General features: G+C 71.5%; 16 protein-coding genes and 1 tRNA gene. 2 read left to right on the forward strand and 15 right to left on the reverse strand.

The genetic code is table 11. The annotated features are described in order from the left end of the window. Positions 1-538 precede the first annotated feature (538 nt). The 5 genes from DEJ01_RS07150 to DEJ01_RS07170 all read right to left on the reverse strand — a co-directional run bounded on the left by DEJ01_RS07150 (position 539) and on the right by DEJ01_RS07170 (position 5541). The gene (locus tag DEJ01_RS07150) at positions 539-1510 is read right to left on the reverse strand and encodes a YafY family protein (protein ID WP_111031702.1); all 972 of its coding nucleotides are present in this window, start codon (positions 1508-1510) and stop codon (positions 539-541) included. Beyond that, positions 1503-2555, reverse strand: a complete 1053-nt coding sequence (locus DEJ01_RS07155; protein ID WP_071403785.1) for a YafY family protein — start codon at positions 2553-2555, stop codon at positions 1503-1505. Before DEJ01_RS07155 ends, DEJ01_RS07150 begins: the two co-directional genes overlap by 8 nt. 71 nt (positions 2556-2626) lie before the next feature. Beyond that, entirely contained in the window at positions 2627-3547 is a 921-nt protein-coding gene (locus DEJ01_RS07160; protein ID WP_084740364.1) for an FKBP-type peptidyl-prolyl cis-trans isomerase, read from the reverse strand. A 42-nt stretch (positions 3548-3589) separates the two neighbouring features. Continuing rightward, entirely contained in the window at positions 3590-4726 is a 1137-nt protein-coding gene (locus tag DEJ01_RS07165) for a tRNA (adenine-N1)-methyltransferase (protein WP_111092613.1), read from the reverse strand. Then, positions 4723-5541 carry an HAD family phosphatase gene (locus tag DEJ01_RS07170; RefSeq protein ID WP_258375659.1) on the reverse strand — a complete coding sequence of 273 codons (819 nt, stop codon included), beginning with the start codon at positions 5539-5541 and terminating at the stop codon, positions 4723-4725. The genes DEJ01_RS07165 and DEJ01_RS07170 overlap by 4 nt, the downstream gene beginning before the upstream one ends. Before the next feature lie 147 nt (positions 5542-5688). On the opposite strand from DEJ01_RS07170, the gene DEJ01_RS07175 reads away from it, so the two are divergent. Beyond that, positions 5689-6612 carry a proteasome assembly chaperone family protein gene (locus tag DEJ01_RS07175; protein ID WP_027465645.1) on the forward strand — a complete coding sequence of 308 codons (924 nt, stop codon included), beginning with the start codon at positions 5689-5691 and terminating at the stop codon, positions 6610-6612. A gap of 688 nt (positions 6613-7300) precedes the next feature. Here the strand turns inward: DEJ01_RS07175 and mshC are convergent. The 3 genes from mshC to DEJ01_RS07190 all read right to left on the reverse strand — a co-directional run bounded on the left by mshC (position 7301) and on the right by DEJ01_RS07190 (position 10763). After that, entirely contained in the window at positions 7301-8545 is a 1245-nt protein-coding gene (mshC, locus tag DEJ01_RS07180; RefSeq protein ID WP_111055573.1) for a cysteine--1-D-myo-inosityl 2-amino-2-deoxy-alpha-D-glucopyranoside ligase, read from the reverse strand. Continuing rightward, positions 8542-9372 (reverse strand): undecaprenyl-diphosphate phosphatase, encoded by an 831-nt coding sequence (locus DEJ01_RS07185; RefSeq protein ID WP_027465647.1) that lies wholly within the window; start codon positions 9370-9372, stop codon positions 8542-8544. Before DEJ01_RS07185 ends, mshC begins: the two co-directional genes overlap by 4 nt. A 62-nt stretch (positions 9373-9434) precedes the next feature. After that, a complete protein-coding gene (locus tag DEJ01_RS07190; protein ID WP_111092615.1) occupies positions 9435-10763 on the reverse strand; it encodes a M20/M25/M40 family metallo-hydrolase in 1329 nt (442 codons plus the stop codon). A 161-nt stretch (positions 10764-10924) separates the two neighbouring features. Between DEJ01_RS07190 and DEJ01_RS07195 the strand changes: the two genes are divergently transcribed. Next, a tRNA-Leu gene (locus tag DEJ01_RS07195) sits at positions 10925-11010 on the forward strand. Between the two features lie 387 nt (positions 11011-11397). On the opposite strand, the gene DEJ01_RS07200 is transcribed toward DEJ01_RS07195, so the two are convergent. The 7 genes from DEJ01_RS07200 to dinB all read right to left on the reverse strand — a co-directional run bounded on the left by DEJ01_RS07200 (position 11398) and on the right by dinB (position 19727). Continuing rightward, positions 11398-11982, reverse strand: coding sequence for a hypothetical protein (locus DEJ01_RS07200; RefSeq protein WP_111092616.1), 585 nt, complete (start codon positions 11980-11982; stop codon positions 11398-11400). Positions 11983-11993: 11 nt separating this feature from the next. After that, a complete protein-coding gene (locus tag DEJ01_RS07205; RefSeq protein ID WP_111039368.1) occupies positions 11994-13133 on the reverse strand; it encodes a zinc-dependent alcohol dehydrogenase in 1140 nt (379 codons plus the stop codon). A gap of 142 nt (positions 13134-13275) precedes the next feature. After that, positions 13276-14757, reverse strand: coding sequence for an HD domain-containing protein (locus DEJ01_RS07210; protein ID WP_146247572.1), 1482 nt, complete (start codon positions 14755-14757; stop codon positions 13276-13278). Positions 14758-14907: 150 nt separating this feature from the next. Then, positions 14908-16236 carry an NAD(P)/FAD-dependent oxidoreductase gene (locus DEJ01_RS07215; protein ID WP_027465651.1) on the reverse strand — a complete coding sequence of 443 codons (1329 nt, stop codon included), beginning with the start codon at positions 16234-16236 and terminating at the stop codon, positions 14908-14910. Positions 16237-16268: 32 nt separating this feature from the next. Then, a complete protein-coding gene (locus DEJ01_RS07220; protein WP_017887301.1) occupies positions 16269-16478 on the reverse strand; it encodes a hypothetical protein in 210 nt (69 codons plus the stop codon). A gap of 7 nt (positions 16479-16485) precedes the next feature. Next, positions 16486-18276: a DEAD/DEAH box helicase gene (locus DEJ01_RS07225; protein ID WP_111089390.1), complete on the reverse strand. Its 1791-nt coding sequence runs from the start codon at positions 18274-18276 to the stop codon at positions 16486-16488. 206 nt (positions 18277-18482) lie between these two features. Beyond that, the gene (gene dinB / locus DEJ01_RS07230; RefSeq protein ID WP_111030125.1) at positions 18483-19727 is read right to left on the reverse strand and encodes a DNA polymerase IV; all 1245 of its coding nucleotides are present in this window, start codon (positions 19725-19727) and stop codon (positions 18483-18485) included. Positions 19728-19915 lie beyond the last annotated feature (188 nt).

The raw sequence follows: 19915 nt of genomic DNA on the forward strand, positions 1-19915 counted from the left end.
GGCGTGTGGCGAGCGGGCGGGATCGGGTGTACCTGGCGAGATCGGGCGTACCGGGTCGGAAGATCGCATCAGGTACGCCCGGAACGACCAGGTACCCGAGGTCCGCCGTGCGAGATCGGGCGTACCTGCGAGTTCGGGCACACCGTGCGCCATCGGGCGTACCTGGCGAGATCGGGCGTACCTGGCGAGATCGGGCATACCTGGTCGGAGCAACACACCAGGTACGCCCGGAACCACCAGGTACCCGAGCTTCACCGTGCGGGATCGGGCATACCTAGCAAGATCGGGCATACCTGGCGAGTTCGGGCATACCGGGTCAGAAGATCACACCAGGTACGCCCGGAACAACCAGGTACCCGAAGTCCACCGTGCGCGGTCGGGCATACCGGGTCGGAAGATCACACCAGGTACGCCCGGAACAACCAGGTACCCGAGGTCCACCGTGCGAGATCGGGCGTACCTGGCGAGATCAGGCATGGCGGGATCGGGCGTACCCGGTCGGAACGTGCAGCGCTCGGACGGGCCGCAGCGGCAGACGTCAGCCCGCGGCGAGGGCCGCGGCCGCGAAGTCGCGCACGGCGTCACGAGCGGCGGGCGGGTCGAGCACCACGGCACGACCAGGCAACCCGGCGACGAGCCGGACCACGCCGTCGAACCCGTGCGACGCCGCGAGCCGGATGCGGACACGGCCGTCGGAGTCGGGCGCGTCGGCCGTGTCGGACAGGAAGTCGGCGACCAGGGGCAGCGACGTCGAGTCGAGTTCCACCGTGACGATGACGTCGTCGGCGGCCTGCTGGAACAGCGTGTCCGGGATGACGACCTGGTCGATCGTCTTCTCGGCCGGGCGGTCGTCGACCCGCGCCTCGGACATCCGGTCGAGCCGGAACGTCCGGAGTGCCTGCCGGTCGAGGTCCCACGCGCGCAGGTACCAGTCGGTGTCGATGGACTCGACCCGGAGCGGGTCGACCCGTCGGGTGCCGCCCTGGGTGCGCGGTCCGGCGTACTCGAAGACCAGGCCGCGGCCGTCGGACATCGCCCGCCGGATGGTGGCGAGGGCGACGTCGTGCAGGTCCTGCCCGACGGCGACGGTCGACGCCGCTCCCCCGGCACCGCGGGACAGCTTGGCCATCAGCGCGCGGATGGCGTCACGGTCGGCGGCTTCGGGCAGCGCGGACAGGTACTGCAGGCCCGCGATAAGTGCCGAGGCCTCACGAGCGGACAGCCGCGGTGAGTCGTCGATCGCCACGAGGTTGGTCAGCACGATCATGTCGTTCTGGTCGAAGTCGTCCCAGGCGATGTCGAACAGGTCGCCGTGCTGGTACTGCATCGTCTCGCCGGGCACCCCGGACACCGCGATGAGTTCGACGGCACGCCGGATGCGGGCCTCGGGCACACCGAAGTGCCGAGCGGCCTCGGCCACCGAGACCCGCTCGCGGTCGATCAGGTACGGCACCAGGGCGAGCAGGAACGCGAGCTTGTCCTGGGCCTGCAGGGGTTGGGCGTCAGCCACGAACGGGGTCCTCTCCGGGGGCTGCTGCAGGGTCGTCGTCGGTGTGGTCGCGCACGAGTGCACGGAGGCGCTCGTCGACCCGCGACCGCAGGTCGTCGGGCTCGAGCACCCGGACCTCGGGCCCGAAGGCGGCGAGTTCCTCGGCGAGGATCTGCGGGTCGACGTGGTGCAGCACGAGCGCGCCGTCGGCGTCGGTCTCGGTGTCGCGGCGACGGGTGAGTCGGCGTTCGGCGTCGGAACCCGGCGTCACGGCGATGCGCGCGGTGCGCTCGGCCCAGATTCGCTCGAGCTCGGCGAGGGTGCGCTCCCCCGCGCCGACGGGAGCGGTGTGCTGCCCGACCTCGTACTGGGTGACGGGTCCGACGATGCGGGCCAGCAGGTAGTTCTTGTCCGAGTCCGTTGCGAACTCGTGGGCGGCGAGCATCCACCGGCCGCCGTGCTGCACCAGGGCGAGTGGAGCCACTTCGCGCCGACGGGCGTCGTGCTGCCCCGGGGTGATGTAGTCGAAGCGAACTGCGGCGCCGCGATCGAGCGCGGAACGGAGCGGCTCGAAGGACGCATCCCGAGCCCGGAGCCGCGGGGCGTACGCATCGACCCCGAGCTGCAGGGCACCGTCGTCGTCCTCGGCGCCGGCCGAGCGGACCTTCAGCAGGCCACGGCGGGAGTCGGCGGACAGTGCGCCTTCGCGCCAGGCCATCGCGGCCAGGGACAGCAGCGCGGATTCGTCCGGGGTGAAGCGGACGTCGACGGGCAGGTCGTACTCACCCTTCGGGATCCGGTACCGGAGCGTCTGGTTGTTGCCCGCGGCACCCGGGGTCTCGATGGTCTCGAGGGGGATGCCGAGCTCGCGGACGTCGTCCTTGTCGCGTTCGAACTGGCGCTCGAGCGAGGCGTTGTCGCCACCGGTCGAGAACCGCTGCCGGTACCCCTGCACGTTGGCCAGGATCTCGGCCTTGGTCAGCCCGGACTCCGTCGAGAGCAGCGCGAGCACGAGGCTGAACAGCCGCTCCTCGGCGGGCACACGGGGCACACGGGTCGCTGGCACGAGCCGATCCTACGGCAGCGCGGGTGCACCGGAGTGCACCCGCGCCGCGGTCCGTGGACGGTCGGACCGGGTCAGTTCGAGATCGCCCCGAGGACGTCGATCACGTACGCGTACGCGGTCCCCTGCTGGTTGACGATGGCCAGGACCTGGTCGCCGACGTGGTGCCCGACGATGGCGGTCCGGACGCCCTCGTCGACCTGGCCCTTGGTGAGCGGGATGGCCTGCGCGCCGGAACCGTCGGTCCAGCTGGAGCCGGCGACGGACGGGTCGGCACCCCAGGTGACGGCGGTGTACTTGATGACCGCGGTGTCCTTCGCGGTGAGCTCGCGACCGTCGCCCTTGCGGAGCAGGTGCGTCTCGTTCGACTTCGGCGCGCTCCACGACGGGATCGTGATGCCGGGGGCGCCGGAGGGTGCGAGCACCACGGCCGGCATCTTGTCGCCGGCGAGCTGCGGGGTGCCGGTGGCACGGGCGTCGAACGCGCGCTTGACGTCGATGACGGCGATGACGGCGTCCTCGGTCTTCTTCGACGACGAGCTCCCAGCGGTGCCGCCGGTGCTGCTCAGGGCGCTCTTCGGCAGGGCCACCGCCAGGCGGTCGCCGACGCGGGCGCACTGCAGCGAGGCGCCGAGGGCCCCGTAGTTGCTCGCACCGGCGGTGATCGGTGCCGTCTGGCCCGAGTAGCCGCTCGTCTGGGCGACCTGCCCCGTGGAGCCGTCGACCAGGGTGTACTCGACCAGGACGGGGGTGCCGTCGTCGATCGTGCGACCGGAACCCTGCTGCAGCACGGACACCTGGGTGCCCTTGGTGGTCAGGCCCTTCGGCACGTTGACCTTCGGCTCCGAGCCGAACTTGCCGGTGGCGGTCACCGCTTCGGACGCGGCGCCGGGAGCGGCACAGCTCGAGGGCGTGGTGCCGGCACCGTTCGAGGCGCAGGCGGTGAGGGACACCGCGAGACCGATGGTGACCAGGAGTGCGGGGATGGTGCGCACGGACCCTCTTTCCGTTCGATGCAGGACGGGCACGCCGTCAGCCTACCGTTCGTCCTCGACGGCCCCGGACGGCGCCGCAGCACCATCCGCCGCCGACGACGCCTCGGCCGCCGCGACCTTGCGCGCCTGCGCCGCCGACTGCCGGGCGACCTTGCGGAGCTTCTTGTCGCTCGTCGCCCGCTCGCCCACGGCGCCGGGGGTCCAGGCCTCGATGTCCTCGTCCGAGAACTCCGCCTTGCCCGCGCGGCGCTTCAGGTTCGGCAGCACGGTGCCGTCGGCCAGGCGTCGTGCCGTGATGAGGAACCCGGTGTGCCCGACCATGCGGTGGTCCGGGCGGACGGCGAGGCCCTCGACGTGCCAGGTACGCACCAGGGTCTCGCTCGGCATCGGGTCGGTGAAGCGCCCGGTGTCGCGCAGGGCCTCGGCCGTGCGGGACAGCTGCGTGACGGTCGCGACGTAGCAGACGATGAGTCCGCCGGGCACGAGGGCGTCGGCCGCGGCGTCCACGCACTCCCACGGCGCGAGCATGTCGAGCACGACCCGGTCGATGCTCTGCGGCTCGGTCGCGTCGGGCAGCGACTCGACCAGGTCACCGACGGTGACGGACCAGTTGTCCGGGACTGCGCCGAGGAAGGTGCCGACGTTGCCCTTCGCGATCGCCGCGAACTCCTCGCGGCGCTCGAACGACTGCAGCTGCCCGGTCGGGCCGATCGCGCGGAGCAGGAACAGCGACAGCGCCCCCGAGCCGACGCCGGCCTCGACCACGCGGGCCCCGGGGAAGACGTCCGCGAAGGCCACGATCTGCGCCGCGTCCTTCGGGTAGACGATCGCGGCGCCACGCGGCATCGACATCACGTAGTCGTTGAGCAGCGGACGGAGCGCGAGGTACTCGTCACCGGTGCTCGCCCGGATGACGGAGCCGTCGGGCTGGCCGATGACGTCGTCGTGCCGCAGCACCCCGCGGTGCGTGTGGTACTCACCCGCGGTCTCGAGCGACAGCGTCGTGAGCTTGCCCTTCGGACCGGTCAGCTGGACGCGGTCGCCGGCCCGGAACGGGCCGCGCGGCGGCGTGTGCGGTGCGCCGCCCGCGGTGTGCGGGAGGGCTGCGGTCGGGTCCGCGGTCGGACTGGAGGCGCTGCTCGCGTCCGCCTCGTCGCGTGCGTCGTCGGTGTGGCTCATCGGGTGACCCCTTCGGTGTCCGCAGCGTGCGCCGGGTCCGGCACCGCGCCTCTCCCCACCGGCACGGCCGGCCCGCCGCTGGCGCGTCTGTCCGGAACCGGCGTCGTGGGCCCAGAGTGCGCAGCCCGTGCGGCCAGTGCCGGCGTCGTCAACTCGACCAGACGGTCGACGTCGACCCCAGCCAGGGTGGTCAGGTGCACGTCGCCGCCGGCGATCTCGGAGAGCGGGACGATGTGTTCGACGGCGACCGTGACGGCGCCGGAGGCGACGGCCGACGCGACGCCGGTGGCGGAGTCCTCGATCGCGACGCACGCGGTGGGCTCGACGCCGAGCTGCGCCGCGGCGGACAGGTACGCGTCCGGGAACGGCTTCGGGCGGTCGACGTCGTCGCCGGCCACGACGACGCGGAAGCCGCGCTCGCCCAGGGCCTCGGCGGCGACGAGCGCCATCTTGCGACGGGACATCGTGACCAGGGCGGTCGGGATGCCGCGGGCGTGGAGCTCCTCGACGAGCTCACGGGCACCCGGCCTCCAGGGCAGTTCACCGGCGCGCAGGTCCTCCATGACGTAGTCGGTCATCCACTGGATGATCTCCTCGACCTCCATGTCGACGCCCTTGGCGCGCAGGAGCTCGCCGGAGCGCTCGAGGCCGGACCCGACCAGGGACAGGCCGTCCTCGTGGGTCCACTCGGCCCCGTAGCGGTTCGTCAGGTCGACCTGGGACCGCTGCCAGATCGGCTCGGTGTCGATGATCGTGCCGTCCATGTCCCACAGCACGGCTGCGGGCGGGACGAGGGCAGGAGGATGCGCGGTCACGGGCGACGAGTCTACCGGGGCCGTTCCGCTGGGCGCGGACGCGCGCGTGCGCCGACACCCCCTGGGCCTACAGTGGATGCCTGAATCGTGTCCGGCCGGGGGCATCGCTCCCGCCCCGCTCCGCTCCACCACCAGGAGGTCCGCTCCGTGCCACAGCACTCCCCCTTCAGCGACGGTCGCTTGCTCGTCGTCGCCTTCGAGGGCTGGAACGACGCCGGCGAGGCCGCGAGCGGTCTGGCGCGTCGCATCGTCGAGTCGCTCGGGCTCGACGAGTTGCGTGAGCTCGACGGTGAGCGGTACGTCGACTACCAGTTCAACCGGCCCACCGTCGGCACCGACGACAACGGCGACCGCGGCGTGCAGTGGCCCCGGATCGTGCTGCACGGCCCCGGTGCCGAGGGCCGTCCGGTCATCGGCGCCACCGGCTCCCCCACCGACCGTGACGTCTTCGTCCTCGTCGGCCCGGAACCCTCGCGCACCTGGCGGGGCTTCTGCTCGGAGATCATCGACCTGGCGGACGTCTACTCGATCGACGCCGTCGTCTTCGTCGGTGCGATGCTCGCCGACGTCCCGCACACCCGGCCGATCTCGGTGTTCGTGTCGAGCGAGAACGCCGGTGTCCGCGCCGCTTTCGACGTCGACAAGTCCTCGTACGAGGGCCCGACGGGCATCCTCGGGGTCCTCGCCGACGCTATGGACAAGGCCGGCCTGACCACGCTGTCCCTGTGGGCCTCGGTGCCGCACTACGTGCACAACTCGCCCTCGCCCAAGGCCACGCTCTCGCTGCTCGACAAGATCGAGGAGCTCACTGACGTCACGGTGCCCCGTGGCTCGCTGCTCGACGACGCCACCGAGTGGGAAGAGGGCATCGACGCCCTCGCCGCCGACGACGAGGACATGGCGTCCTACATCGGGCAGCTCGAGCAGGCGCGCGACACGGTCGACTCCCCCGAGGCCTCGGGCGACGCCATCGCGCAGGAGTTCGAGCAGTACCTCCGTCGCCGTGAGCGCAAGGACGGCAAGGACGGCGGCACCGCCGGTGGCGAGGGGCCGTGGCGGCCCCAGCAGTAGCCGTCACCCGCTGACGGACAGGAGGCACGGTGCCGGCTGGCACCGTGCCTCCTGTCCGTGGGGGGGGCGTGCGGCGTGCGGCGAGTGGTCACGAACTGTCGGCTGCGGCCCGCGTCGGCGACGGTTCCTGACCCCTCGGCGGCGCGCACGCGACGTGTCGCGACCACACGGCGGACGGGAGGCGCGTGTCGGCCTCGCCACGGGCCTCCCGACCGGCGGCCGCGAACGGTCACGACACCCCGCTCACGTCCGGCGAGTGGTCGCGAACTGTCGGCTGCGGCCCACCTCGGCGACAGTTCCTGACCCCTCGGCGGCGCACACGCGACGTGTCGCGACCACACGGCGGACGAGAGGCGCGTGTCGGCCCCGCCACGGGCCTCCCGACCGGCGGCCGCGAACGGTCACGACACTCCTGCTCACGTCCGGCGAGTGGTCACGAAATGTCGGCTGCGGCCCGCGTCGGCGACAGTTCCTGACCCCTCGGCGGCGCGCACGCGATGTGTCGCGACCACACGCGGACGGGAGGAGCGTGGCGGCCCCGCCACGGGCCTCCCGTCCGGCGGACGCGAGCGGTCACGACACCCCGCTCACGTCCGGCGAGTGGTCGCGAACTGTCGGCTGCCGACCGCCCAGGCGACAGTTCCTGACCCCTTGGCGACGCGCACGCGACGTGTCGCGTCCGCGCAGGTCAGGCCAGGCGGATGCCGAGCAGCGCGTCGATCAGGTCGATGAGCTCCGGCGTGCACGCCGTGCCACCGGCGATCGCCGTGTCGACCGCGGCGACGGCACCGGGGGTGTCCAGGTCGTCGGAGACCCGCGCGCGGATGCGTGCCGCGACGTCCGCTGCGTCGTCGGCGTGCCCGGCGGAGGCTCCCGAGGCCCAGGCGTCCCAGCCGGCGAGCCGCGTCTGGGCACTCGTCAGCTCGGTGTCGAACCACTCCCAGTCGTCGGAGTACTTGTGCGACAGCAGCGCGAGCCGGATGGCACGGGGGTCGGCGCCGTCGTCGAGCAGCCCGCGCACGGTGACGAGGTTGCCGAGCGACTTCGAGATCTTCGTGCCCTGGTAGGCGATCATCCCGGTGTGCACGAACGCGTTCGCGAGCGGCTGGTGCGCGAGGGCAGCAGCGTGCCCGGCGCTCATCTCGTGGTGCGGGAAGACGAGGTCGCTCCCGCCGCCCTGAACGCTGATCGGCAGCCCGAGGCGGTCACCGGCGATGACGCTGCACTCGATGTGCCAGCCGGGGCGACCGGGGCCGATCTCGGTGTCCCAGGCCGGCTCGCCGTCACGCGCGGCGCGCCACAGCAGCGGGTCGAGCGGGTCGCGCTTGCCCGGACGATCCGGGTCGCCGCCGCGTTCGGCTGCGAGGGCGAGCATCGTCTCGCGGTCCAGGCCGCTCTCGTCACCGAGGGTCCACGCGTCGGTGGGGCGGTTCACGTCGAAGTACAGGTCGTCGCCCTCGGCGCCGTCGGTCGGGACCTCGTACGCGTAGCCGGACTCCTGCAGGAACGAGACCGCCTCGGCGACGCGCTCGACCTCGTCGGTGACGGCCACGAAGTCGTCCGGCGGCAGGATCCGCAGCGACTCCATGTCGCGACGGAACAGGTCGACCTGTTCAGCCGCCAGGGCACGCCAGTCGACGCCGTCGCGGGCGGCACGCTCGAGCAGCGGGTCGTCAACGTCGGTGACGTTCTGCGCGTACTCGACGTCGAGCCCGGCATCACGCCAGGCGCGGCCGAGCGTGTCGAACGCCAGGTAGGTCGCCGCATGGCCGAGGTGCGTTGCGTCGTACGGCGTGATGCCGCAGACGTACAGCGCAGCACGGTCCTCGTCGCGGGCGGGGTCCACCGGCTTGCCCGTTGCGGTGTCGTGGACGACCGGTCGGGGCGCGGCGCCGGGGACGTCGGGGACGGATGGGGCCTGCCAGGCCCTCACGGCTGGATCACTCCGAGCGACAACAACACGATGAGCACGATACCGAGTGCGATCCGGTAAACGACGAATGGCATGAAGCTGCGCTTGCTGATGTAGTTCATGAACGCCGCGATCACGACGAACCCGACCACGAACGCGACGACGGTCGCGATGAGCGTGTCGGCGAGTCCGAACGGCGAGCCGTGGTCGCCGAGGCTCGTCGCGGCCTCGTAGAACCCGGACAGGAACACCGCCGGGATCGCGAGCAGGAACGCGAAGCGCGCGGCCGCCGGGCGGGTGTACCCGAGGGCGAGACCCATCGACACCGTCGCGCCGGAACGGGACACACCGGGCACCAGGGCGAGCATCTGCGCCAGGCCGATGAGCAGACCACCGCGGAACGTCATCTGCTCGATCCGGCGCTCCTTGCGGCCGACACGATCGAGCACCCCGAGTACGACACCGAACACGATGAGGACGATCGCGACGATCCAGAGGGACCGGAACGTGGTCTCGATCGAGTCCTTGAGCAGGAGCCCGGCGACCCCGATCGGGATCGTGCCGAGGATCACCAGCCAGCCGAGCCGGACGTCGGGGTCGCCCTTCGGCACGTCACGCTTGACCACCGACCGGAACCACCGCCCGATGATCCGGGTGATGTCCTTCCAGAAGTAGATGAGCACCGCGGTCTCGGTGCCGAGCTGCGTCACGGCGGTGAAGGCCGCACCGGGGTCCTTCGCGTCGGGCAGGAAGAGCCCCACGATGCGCAGGTGCGCGCTGGAGGACACGGGCAGGAACTCGGTGAGCCCCTGGACGAAGCCGAGGAAGATCGCCTCGAGGATGTGCATCGCACGGGCCTTTCGGGGGGAGGTCGGTCAGGGCACCGCCACGACGGCGACCATGAACAATATCAGTACGTGGCGAGCAGGTCGCCGAGCACCCGCCGACCGAACGCCAGCGAGTCGAGCGGCACCCGCTCGTCGACGCCGTGGAACATCGCGGGGAAATCGACACCCGCCGGCAGCTGCAGCGGCACGAACCCGTACCCCGCGATGCCGAGCGTCGAGAGCGCCTTGTTGTCGGTGCCGCCGGACAGCAGGTACGGCAGGACCGGTGCGCCCGGGTCGTGCCGGCCGAGGACGTCGCGGACGGCATCGACCAGCGGGCCGCCGAAGTCCTGCTCGAGGCCGATGTCGCGGAACGACATGACCACCTCGACGTCGGGTCCGGCGAGCTCCCGCACCCGCTCGAGCACGGACTCCTCGTCACCCGGCAGGCAGCGGATGTCCACCAGGGCCTCGGCGGTGTCCGGGATCACGTTGTGCTTGTAGCCGGCGGTCAGCACCGTCGGGTTCGACGTGGTGTGCAGCGCGGCGTGGATGAACCGCGACGCCGAGCCGGTGGCCAGGGCGACCTCGTCCGGGCCCGTGACCGTCGGGTCGACCCCGAGGAACCGTGCCACCTCGGCCACCATCGCGTCCGTCGTGGCCGAGAGCCGGACGGGCCACTCCTCGCTGCCGATCCGGGCGACCGCCGCCGCGAGCTTCGTGACGGCGTTGTCGCGGATCACGTGCGAGCCGTGGGCAGCGGTGCCGCGCGCGATCAGCTTCACCCACATGAGCGCCTTCTCGCCGGTCTGCAACAGGTAGGCGCGACGGTCACCGAGCGTGATCGAGTACCCGCCGACCTCGCTGATCGCCGCCGACGCCCCCGCGAAGACCTCCGGGTGCTGGTCGACCACGTGGTGGGACCCCAGGACTCCCCCGGCCTCTTCATCTGCGAAGTACGCGATCACCAGGTCACGCTCCGGCGCACCGTGCTGCTCGATGACGTCCGCCAGCGACGTGAGCATCATCGCGTCCATGTTCTTCATGTCGACGGCGCCCCGACCCCACAGCGACCCGTCCTTGACCACGCCACCGAACGGGTCGACCGACCAGTTCGCCGGGTCGGCCGGCACGACGTCGAGGTGCCCGTGCACCACGAGCGCCGGCTTGTCACGGTTCCGACCGGGCACCCGCGCCACGACGCTCACCCGGTCCGGCTCCGACTCGAACAACTGCGGCTCGAGACCCAGCGCGCGGAGCTTGTCCTCGACGTAGTGGGCTGCCTCCGTCTCACCACGGGACTTCCCCTCGCCCCAGTTCGTCGTGTCGATGCGGATGAGGTCGCGGGCGATCGCCGCGGTGGCCTCGAGCTCGGGCACGGACTGCGGCTCGGAGGGCTCCGGGTACGTCATGGCTCCACGGTATCGGTCGGCACCGACCCCGTCGCCGGGACAGCGCGCGCAGGACTCGCCCGGGATGCGCGACCGTGTTCATCGCGCGTTCAGACCCGTGCTAGTGTCTTCTCTCGGCAGGAACGCCGGGTTCAACCCGGGAAACAGACACCAGACACCCTGTCCGGGTGGCGGAATTGGTAGACGCGCTAGCTTGAGGTGCTAGTGCCCGTATTAGGGCGTAGGGGTTCAAGTCCCCTCTCGGACACAGGAAATGCGTGCCCCCTGACCTTTCGGTCGGGGGGCATTTTCTGTTGTGTCTTCCCGGCGAGTGCCGCCATCGCTGCGCTCAGGGCGTCACCGCCTCTGGGGCGCCACCTCGCTGCGCTCAGGGCGACCACGTGCAACTTCGCTGCGCTCAGGGCGATCCACGTGCCACCTCGCTGCGCTCAGGGCGTTCTCCGTGCAGCGTCGGTGCGCGCGGGTGGACGCGGGACGTGCGGACTGGAGGCGCGGGGCGGGGCCGCAGCGCGCCTCCAGGCCGGAACGTGCGCACGTCGGAGGCCGGTGCAGGGTTGCGCACTCCGTGTGACGGGACAACGTCGCACCGAGTGGGCAACGCCGCACCATGGTGCAGGCCAGGCGGCGCGCGCGGTCAGCGCGAGCGGCGCACCCGCCGCACCACCAGCACGACGGCGCCGAGGGCAGCCAGCCAGCCCCAGTTCGCGACCACCGGGTCGAGCACCTGGTGCCGCCAGTCCGACCGACTCGACCCCAGCCGCGACGCAACGGGGTGGTTCCCACGCTCCGCCGCGACACCGGTCTCGCTGATCACCCGGTCCGGCCGACCCCGGAGCGCATCGGTCACCCGGTGCGTCGCGACGTCCAGGCGGTCCCCGACGACGAGCAGCATCCAGTGCGCCAGGCGCCCCTCGCTGAACCGCCGGTAGGCGTACCGCCGGACGATCCCGGCGACACCGTGCAGGGGCTGCGCGGTGCCGAACACCGGCGTCACGTGGGCGTGCTCGATCGAGCGCTCCCGGCCGTGCGCACCGTCCTGCTGCGGCGGGCGGTCCCAGTGGGCTCCGGTGGCCGAACCGGCCTCGCGCGAGAGCTTCGGAACGGACGGCCGGTCCGCCGGGTCGAGGTCGCTCCCCCACCCCGGGATGCGGGCACGGAGTTCCTCGGCCGACGGCACCCGACGGGGCGGATCGGCGATGTACGGGGTGTGGTCGGACATGTCGGGCCTCCTCACGGCACGACGACGGTCTTGATGCAACCGTCGAGCTTGGACGAGAACAGGTGGTACCCCTCGGCGATGTGCTCGAGGGGGATGCGGTGCGTGATGATGTCGCTCGGCTTGAAGTGCCCGGCCTGGATGTGCTCGAGCAACCGCGGCCACTGGCGCTTCACGTGCGCCTGGTTCGTGTGGATCGTGACGCCCTTGTTCATCGCGTCACCGAACTTGACCGCGCTCGGGATCGGCCCGTACGCGCCGATCGCCGAGACCGTGCCGCCCTTGCGGACGCCGTCGATCGCCCAGTTGAGCGCCGTCGGGGACCCGCCCTGCAGCTTGAGCTTCGAGGCGGTGACCTGCTGGGTGAAGTTGCCGTCCGCCTCGGCTCCGACGGCGTCGATCACACTGTCCGCACCCAGGAAGTCGGTCTGCTTCTTCATCTCGAGCACGACGTCGTCGACCTCGGCGAAGTTGATCGTCTCGGCGTGCGCGAAGCTCCGGGCCTTCTCGAGCCGGTACTCGAGCTGGTCGACGACGATCACCCGGCCGGCTCCCATGAACCACGCCGACGCCGCGGAGAACAGTCCGACCGGCCCGGCACCGAGCACCACGACGGTGTCGCCCTCGCGGATCGACGCCAGCTGCGCCCCGAAGTAGCCGGTGCTCAGTGCGTCCGTCATGAGGAGGGCGTCGTCGTCGTCGAGCCAGTCCGGGATCACCTGCGGTCCGACGTCGGCGAACGGCACCCGCACGCGCTCCGCCTGCCCGCCGTCGTACCCGCCGGTGGTGTGCGAGTACCCGTAGATCCCGCCGACCGCGGTCGCGTTCGGGTTCACGTTGTGGCAGTTCGCGAAGAGTCCGCGGGCGCAGAACCAGCACGTGCCGCAGAAGATGTTGAACGGGACCATCACACGGTCGCCGACCGACAGGGTCTCGACGGACGAGCCGATCTGCTCGACCACCCCGATGAACTCGTGGCCGAACGTGTGCCCGACCCGGGTGTCGGGCATCATGCCGTGGTAGAGGTGCAGGTCCGACCCGCAGATCGCGGCCCGTTCCACCCGGACGATCGCGTCGTTCGGGTGCTCGATCCGGGGATCCGGTTTCTCCTCGACGCGGATCCGGTAGGGGCCGCGGTACGTCATGGCGCGCATGGACGCTCCTCTCGTTCGTCGCGTCCACGCTGGCGCGCGCCACGTTGGAACGGACCCAGGACCGCAGATGGCGGACAGACGGTGGGCGTCCGCACAGACGGACGGGAGGCGCGGTGCCAGCTGGCACCGCGCCTCCCGTCCGTCACCGGCGTGCGTCGACCGCTCGGCGCAGCCACGCCCGGGCTCCGGCGACGTCATCGAAGACGCCGTCGTCCTGCGCCGCCGCGGACGCCACGAGGAGTTCGCGGAACACCGGCCCCGGGGTGAGTCCCGCGTCGACGAGGTCGCGGCCGGACAGCAGCCGCACGGGTCGACGCGCGACCTGGTCCCGGAGCGCGACGTCGAACCACGACCACGCCGAGGACCGACTCGCCCCCGGACCACGCCCCTGCGAGTCGGCTTCGCACACCCGGGCCCACGACTCCATCGCGGGCAGGGAGGATCCGAGCCGTCGGAACAGCCGCCGAGCAGCGGCAACGGACGGTGGCGCGCCGTTGGACGAGTGCGGGACCATGTGCTCGCGAACGAGCGGGACGACCCGCTCGACGATGTGGCGTGGCGCGCCGAGGCGACCGAGCAGCGCTGCTGCTGCCGCAGCGCCGGACACCTCGTGGCCCAGGCTGCGGATGCGGACCGCACCTGCGTCGTCGGCGAGGACCTGCGTGCCGGAGCCGGCCTTCCCCAGGTCGTGCAGGACGGCGGCGAGCACGATGACGACCCGGTCGTCACCCCGGATCCCGTCCGCGGTACAGGCGCGGGCGGCAGCGTCCCCCGCCGCTCCGAGGTGGACGTGCACGGGACCCTCCGGGTGCCACCGGGGGTCCTGCGGCACGTCTCGGACCGCGGCGAGCTCGGGCAGGTGTCGCTCCCAGCCGCTGTCGTGCAGCGTTCGGAGGGCAGCCGACACGTGGTCGCCGAGTGCCAGCTTGCGGATCTCGGGCCAGATCCGCCCGGTGGCGATCGACTCGAACCGTGCCGCGAGCGACCGTGCCAGACGCAGCGTCGCGGGGTGCACGGCGAAGTCGAACCGGGCGACGAGCTGCACGGCACGCAAGACCCGGAGCGGGTCCTCGCTGCAGCGTTCGGAAGTGTGCCGCAGCACGCCGATGACGGCATCGTCGATCCCACCGACCGCGTCGAGGAACACGTTCGTGCGGGGGTCCCAGGCGACGGCGTTCACCGTGAAGTCCCGACCGAGGGCAGACACCGTGACCGGATCGAGCGCACCGGACTCCGCTGTCACTGCGACGTCGACGCGGGATCCGTCGAGCACCACCTTGAGGACCGGGAACCCCGCACCGGCCTCGACGACGATCGCGCCGGCCGCACGCAACGCTCCGACGACCACATCGGTCCTGGTGCCGTGCACCTCGACGTCGACGTCACCGGTGGTCGTCGGTCCGCGCCCGGCTTCCCGGAGCAGCACGTCGCGGACTGCTCCGCCGACCAGGGAGGGCTGCCCGATCCCGCCCAGGACCTCGAGCACCGTTCGGGCTCCGGCGTCGAGGCCGAAGGCGCGGAACGGGTCGGCCGGACCGGGGCACCGGTGGACGGTGCTGTCGTGACGCTCGGCGCCGCATCGGAGGCACGATCGGACGGAGGAGATGGTGGTGGTGGGGCGCACGTGTCGGTCGACTTCCGGGACCTCGTCGCCGTGGGCGCCGAGGGAGTCAGTATGCCGGAGAGCGGCAGGTGGGTGCGAACGCACGTGACGGACGGACGGGAGGCGCGGTCCCAGCTGGCACCGCGCCTCCCGTCCGATCTTTGGGGGCGTCTAGCTCTTCGACGCCTCGACGAAATTGCGTCGCGGGTCCGTTTCCTTGATGAGCGAGGTCGCGTCGCGACCCGACACGGCACCGGTGATCCAGCCGATGATGATGCGGGCCTTCCGGTTCAGGGTCGGCATCGCGTACACGTGGTACGCGCGGTGCGCGAGCCACGCGAGCAGGTTGGTCATCTTGATGCCCTTGATGTTCGCGGCACCCTTGCCGACACCGTACGACGCGACGGTGCCGATGGAGGGGTGGCGGTACTCCTCGAGCGGCTTGCCGGTGATGGTCGCGACGATGTTGTCGGCGGCGACCACGGCCTGGCGCACGGCGTTCTGCGCGTTCGGCGGGTAGAACGCCGGCTGCTTGTCGGCGGTCAGGTCGGGCACCTGCGCGACGTCACCCAGCCCCCAGACGCCCTCGACGACCTGGTGGGTGTCCTCGGCCTCGACCTGGAGCTTCGCGTTCGCGGCGAGGTGGCCCTTCGGCCCGCGCGGCAGGTCGGAGGCGTCGAGGAGCGGGTTCGGCTTGACGCCCGCGGTCCAGACGAGCAGGCCGGTGGCGAACTCGTCGCCGTCGGAGAACTTGACGACACCGCCCTCGGCGCTCGGCATGGTGGTCTTCAGGCGGACGTCGATGCCCCGGGCACGGAGCGACTCGAGCGTCCACTTGGACAGCTCCGGGCCGACCTCGGGCGCGACGCGGTCGAGGGCGTCGATGAGCACCCAGCGGGGCTGCTCGCCCGCGAGCGACGGGTAGGTCTTGATGGCGGCCTGCGACACGTCGAAGAGCTCGCCGATCGCCTCGACGCCGGTGTAGCCACCGCCGACGAAGACGCTGGTCAGCAGACGGCGACGCTCGTCCTCGTCACGGGTGGCAGCGGCCTTCGCGATGTTGTCGAGGAGCTTGGCGCGCACGTAGGCGGCCTCTTCGACGCTCTTGAAGCCGACGCCGTACTCCTCGAGCCCGGGGGTCGGGAAGGTGCGGGTGACGGAACCGAGGGCGACGACGAGGTGGTCGTAGCCGAGGGTGCGGTCGTCGCCGCCGGCGGTCGCGATCGAGACGGTCTTGTCCGCCGAGGAGATCGCGGTGACCTTGCCCTGGATCACCCGGGTCTTGCGCAGTGCACGGCGCAGCTCGACGGTGACGTCCTTCGGCGCGATGTGGCCACCCGCGACCTCGGGCAGGAACGGCAGGTACGTGTAGTAGGTGTTCTGGTCCACGAGCGTGATGCGCATGGGCACCGTGGCCGCGTGCTTCTGGAGCTGCTTGACCGTGGTGTAGCCAGCGGAGCCGCCGCCGAGGACGAGGACGTGAGGGATCGAGTCTGCCATTCCTCCGGTCTACCGGACTTTGGCTTGGCGCGTCATGAGTTCCGCGGCCTGTCGCGGAGCCGCCACCACGCGGTCTCGGCCAGTTCGGGTCCGGTGAACACCCCGTGCGGGGTGCGGCGGGACTCGGTGAGCGAGAACCGGCGCAGTCGGTAGCCGCCGCCGAAGCGGTCGATGATCGCCTCGGGTGACGCCTCGGGGTCGCGCTTGACGTACCAGGTGCGGTCGTCGACCGGCTCGATCACGCCGCGGTCACCGTCGTCCGCCGATGCGGGAGCGCAGGATGTCGATGCGCTTCTGGATCTGCTCGATGCTCGCCTGCGCCACGGCCGGTCCACCGCTGATCCGTCGGAGTTCGGCGTGGATCGATCCGTGCGGTTCGTTCGAGTGGCGGGACCAGATCGACACGAGCCGGGCGAGCTCGGTGCGCTGCTCCTTGATCGTCATGTACATCGGGCGGTCGGGCTCGGGCGGCTTCGGCATGCCGTCCTTGGCCGTGCGGCCCTTGGAGCGCTTGGCCTGGGTTGCCTGCCGGGCGCGCAGGAGGTCGCGCACCTGGTCGGGTTCGAGCAGCCCGGGGATGCCGATGAAGTCGAGCTCCTCGAGGGAACCGACCTCGCCGCCGGTGCCGAACTCACCGCCGTCGTAGAGGACTCGGTCGAAGGACGCCTGCGAGTCGAGTGCCTCGAACGGCTGGACCTCGAGCAGGCTCTCGGACGCGCGGTCTTCCTTGTTGGCCTCGGCGACCATCGCGTCTTCGGGGTTGTACATGCCGTCGTCGGCGTCCTTCGGGCGGTCGAGTGCGTGGTCGCGCTCGAGCTCGAGGGTGGCGGCGAGGGCCATCAGGCCGGGGACGCTCGGCAGGAAGACACTCGCGGTCTCACCGCGGCGACGGGCACGCACGAAGCGGCCGATCACCTGGGCGAAGAACAGCGGCGTGCTCGCGCTCGTGGCGTAGACGCCGACGCAGAGCCGTGGGACGTCGACACCTTCGGACACCATGCGGACGGCGACCATCCAGCGCGAGGTGTCCTCGGCAAACGCGCTGATGCGGCTCGACCCGGCGGCTTCGTCGGACAGCACCACGGTGGGACGCTCCCCCGTGATCTGCTGCAGGATCCGGGCATAGGCGCGCGCTGTGGTGGTGTCGGTGGCGATGACCAGGCCGCCGGCGTCGGGCACACCACGGCGGACCTCGGTCAGGCGCTTGTCGGCCGCGGAGAGCACGGCCGGCATCCACTCGCCCTCGGGTGACAGCGCGGTGCGCCAGGCCTGGGCCGTGATGTCCTTCGTGACCTGCTCCCCCAGGGACGCCGACATCTCGTCGCCCATCCGGGTCTTCCAGCGCATCTGGCCCGCGTAGGCCATGAACAGCACCGGGCGGACGACGCCGTCCTTCAGGGCTCGGCCGTAGCCGTAGTTGTAGTCGGAGATCGAGGTGCGGATGCCCTGCTCGTCGGGGGCGTACTGCACGAACGGGATCGGTGCGGTGTCGGACCGGAACGGGGTCCCCGACAGCGAGAGCCGGCGGGTGGCGCCGGAGAACGCCTCTCTGATGCCGTCGCCCCACGTCAGGGCGTCGCCACCGTGGTGGACCTCGTCGAGGACGACCAGGGTGCGGCCGCCCTCGGTGATGCGCTTGTGCACCTCGGGGTTCATGCCGACCTGGGCGTAGGTGATCGCGACGCCCTGGTAGTGCCGGCCGAACATGCCGTCGCCGTTCTTGAACATCGGGTCGATCCGGATGCCCACACGGTCGGCGGAGTCGGCCCACTGGCGCTTCAGGTGCTCGGTCGGGGCCACGACGACGATGCGGTCGACGGTGCCGCGGGCGAGGAGCTCGGTCGCCAGACGCAGCGCGAAGGTGGTCTTGCCGGCGCCGGGGGTCGCGGCCGTGAGGAAGTCGCGGGGTTCCTTCTCGAAGTACTTCGTGAGCGCTTCGATCTGCCAGGCGCGGAGCTTCGATGCCGTGCCCCAGGCGGCCCGGTCCGGGAACGCCGGCGAGAGGTGCTGGACGGCCGAGTTGCCGGCCGCTTCGGCCAGGGCCGCGGCGTCGGCTTCGTCACGGGCGGCGTCACCCTGCGCCTGCGCCGTCTGGTACGCCTGGGTTTGATGCGCCTGGCTGCCGTCGTGCGTCGACGACGATCCGCCTGCGCCGGACTGGTCGTCACCCGACTCCGCCCACAGCGTGGCGGGCTGCTGGTCTTCGTACTCCGCTGCGCTCACTGAACCCGATTCTACCGCCACCGTCAGTCCTGCCGAGCGTGCGGGACGCCGCCGTCAGGGGTCCGGCGGACCAGGGATGCCGGCCGCAGCACGCCGGCGCCGAAGCGTGCGGCGACCGCGTCGACTGTGGTCTCGGTGTCACGCCACGGCGCGTCGTCGTCCCACAGGGCGTTGCTCGCGGCCGCGGGCACGAGGTTCTCGCCGCGCACCCCGATCAGCCGGATCTGGTTGCCCGGTCGGTGCAGCACGTCGTACAGCTCGACGGCTTCGCGGTGCAGGCGCTTCGCGACGTCGGTGGGCTCCGCCAGCGTGCGCGACCGGGTCAGGGTGGTGAAGTCGGTGTACCGGACCTTGAGCGCCACGGTCCGGGCCTGTACGTCGGCCTGGCGCAGGCGGACGGCGACCTTGTCGGCCAGGCGCAGGAGTTCGCGTGCGACGTCGTCGCGCTCCGTCAGGTCACGACCGAACGTGACCTCGTGCCCGATCGACTTCTCGCCGACGCCGGTGTCGACCACGCGCGGGTCGCGACCCCATGACAGGTCGTGCAGCCGCTGCCCGCCGGCCGGGCCGAGTGCCGACACCAGCGACCCGAGCGGGGTGTTCGCCAGGTCGCCGACCGTGCGGATGCCCCGGCGTTCGAGCGTCTCCTGCGTCTTGCCGCCGACGCCCCAGAGCGCGGACACCGGCTGCGGGTGCAGGAACGCCACGGTGTCGGCGGCGGGCACCACGAGCAGGCCGTCCGGCTTCGATCGGCTGGAGGCGAGCTTCGCGACGAACTTCGTCGATGCCGCACCGACGGAGCAGTGCAGACCGGTCTCGGCGAAGACCGTGCGGCGGATCGCCTGGCCGATCTGCCACGGGGTGCCGTACAGGCGGAGGGCGCCGGCGACGTCGAGGAACGCCTCGTCGATGCCGAGGCGCTCCACGCGCGGGGTGAACCGGTCGAAGATCGCCATCACCGCGGCGGACTTCGCCCGGTACTTCTCGAAGTGAGGCTCGACGATGACGGCGTTCGGGCAGCGGCGTTTGGCGATGGCCATCGGCATCGCGGAGTTGACCCCGTAGCGACGGGCTTCGTAGGTGGCGGCGGTGACGACGGAGCGGTCGGAGTCGTGTCCGACGATGACCGGCAGCCCCACCAGGTCGGGGCGGTCGAGCAGTTCGACGGAGGCGAAGAAGGCGTCCATGTCGACGTGCAGCACGGTCGCCGAGACGTCGTCCACCGGTGCGTCGGAGACGAGGCGGTTCCGTCCGTCCTGCTTGCTCACACCGAGATGATGCCAGGCGCCGCCGACATCGCCGTGCGGGGCGTGCTCACGGCCGCTCGGTGCGAGGTTCGTCCCGTCGTGCGCGGTTGCTCGCCCGCCGTCGCACCGTGCGCCCTTCGCGACTCGGTGCCGAGTTGGCTGCACGGTGCGGCGCCACAGGGCAGCACCGAGCGAGCAAGCTCGCACCG

The organism is Curtobacterium sp. MCLR17_040 (assembly GCF_003234735.1).
Taxonomy (GTDB): domain Bacteria; phylum Actinomycetota; class Actinomycetes; order Actinomycetales; family Microbacteriaceae; genus Curtobacterium; species Curtobacterium flaccumfaciens.

Coding starts and splice junctions, on each gene's coding strand:
- DEJ01_RS07165 (WP_111092613.1), bottom strand. CDS start 4,726: ATGAGCCACACCGACGACGCACGCGACGAGGCGGACGCGAGCAGCGCC.
- DEJ01_RS07185 (WP_027465647.1), bottom strand. CDS start 9,372: ATGCACATCCTCGAGGCGATCTTCCTCGGCTTCGTCCAGGGGCTCACC.
- DEJ01_RS07190 (WP_111092615.1), bottom strand. CDS start 10,763: ATGACGTACCCGGAGCCCTCCGAGCCGCAGTCCGTGCCCGAGCTCGAG.
- DEJ01_RS07200 (WP_111092616.1), bottom strand. CDS start 11,982: ATGTCCGACCACACCCCGTACATCGCCGATCCGCCCCGTCGGGTGCCG.
- DEJ01_RS07205 (WP_111039368.1), bottom strand. CDS start 13,133: ATGCGCGCCATGACGTACCGCGGCCCCTACCGGATCCGCGTCGAGGAG.
- DEJ01_RS07215 (WP_027465651.1), bottom strand. CDS start 16,236: ATGGCAGACTCGATCCCTCACGTCCTCGTCCTCGGCGGCGGCTCCGCT.